This is a genomic window from Pseudomonas sp. IT-196MI5 (assembly GCF_949767415.1).
Classification (GTDB): Bacteria; Pseudomonadota; Gammaproteobacteria; order Pseudomonadales; family Pseudomonadaceae; genus Aquipseudomonas.
Window position 1 is genome coordinate 1 of the sequence record NZ_CATKPZ010000042.1, and the last position, 1,455, is coordinate 1,455.

The 1,455-nt window shown below is 59.5% G+C and carries 1 protein-coding gene; it reads right to left on the reverse strand.

Features of this window, described 5'->3' with window-relative positions; genetic code table 11:
* Positions 1-266: 266 nt before the first annotated feature.
* On the reverse strand, positions 267-1,325 hold the full coding sequence (locus ACM6IK_RS20865) for an IS110 family transposase (protein WP_414875825.1): 1,059 nt from the start codon (positions 1,323-1,325) through the stop codon (positions 267-269).
* Between the last annotated feature and the right edge of the window lie 130 nt (positions 1,326-1,455).

Below are 1,455 nucleotides of genomic sequence, written 5' to 3' on the forward strand. Positions count from 1 at the left end.
CAAGCCAGCTCCTATGTATGGACTCGCCCCCACTGTCTACCCGCTTTTGAAAAACCGCTGCCCCGTTGCATCTATGTATCAGGCCTATTCGTGGAAGCCGTCTTCGGCTTCTGGCCAAAATTGGAAAAGCTCGTGGTATGCCGATTACAGTCAGGCCTCGAAGGCCAGTAGGAGCTTAGGCATCAACCCACGCCGGTCTTACCTGGGGTCAATTTTTTTCAGCAGAGGGTCAGACGGTTAGTACCTCGGTGGCAGAACTCTGTCGCTCAGTGGCCCATCGTCGCTGGCTGGCCATCACCAGCGTGGCGACGATAAGTCTGGTCATTCTGTAGAAGCACCCAGACGATTCGCAGGTTGCGGTTGGCTAGCCTGATCGCGGCCTCCTTACGGCCCAACCGGCTCATCCAGTGCAACAAGCGGCGGTCATCGGGTTGCTGGGAATCAGGTCGTAGTTGTTGCAGCACCGCATGGGCTCCCTGGATCATCAGGCTGCGTAAATAAGCATCACCTCGCTTGGTCATGTCCCCCAGCCGGACCGTCTCCCCGCTGCTGTGCTGGTCAGGCACCATGCCAAAGTACGCGGCAAACTTGCGGGCATTGGGAAATCGCTCAGGCTTGGTTTCCTTGGCCACCAGTGCCGTGGCAGTGACCGGGCCGATGCCGCGCACAGTCATTAGCCGCTTCGCCGTCATGTCGGCGTTGGCGGCCACTTCCAGGCGTCCCGTCAGTACGCTGATGCGCTCGCCCAAATGGCGCCACTCGGCCAACAGTTCGTCGATCAGTTCACGCAGCAGGCCCGGCACCGGCTGGGTGGCATCTTCCAGCACCCGCGGGATTTTCTGGCTGATCGCAACATCGCCCTGCGCCAAGGCTACGCCGTGCTCAAGCAGCAGACCGCGCATCTGATTACTGAGGGCCGTGCGTCGACGCACATAGCCCTGGCGGGCGCGATGCAACGCCTGCATTGCTAGCGCCGCAACGCTTTTTACCGGTACTGCGCAGATTTTTTCATCGCGATTAGCCCGCAGAATCGCCAGCGCATCGTTGCGATCATTTTTAGGCCCGCTGCGATGTGTGGCCACCAGACCGGCTGGAAGAATCCGCACCGGGTTGCCTTGGTCTTGCAGCTGCCGGGCCCAGGCCTGGGCACCCGGACCGGTCTCCATCAAAACCACGACATGAGGCGGCAACTGTCGGAGAAAATCATAAAACGCCTCGCGCGACTTGATCCGCTGCTCGTAGAGCACCTGGCCGAGCACATCTTCACCGGCGACCTGAAAGACCTGTTTGGCCAGATCGACCGCCAAGGTTGTGCAGGCCGACAAATCGGAAGAAGACACGGATTGATCAATCGAACTATGATTTTTCATGGGCTCGCCCTCGCTGTCGTTGGCTGTTTAGACTGCCACCGTGGCGCATTGACGCCTCGGCTTGGGCGAGTCCATCCAATTACAG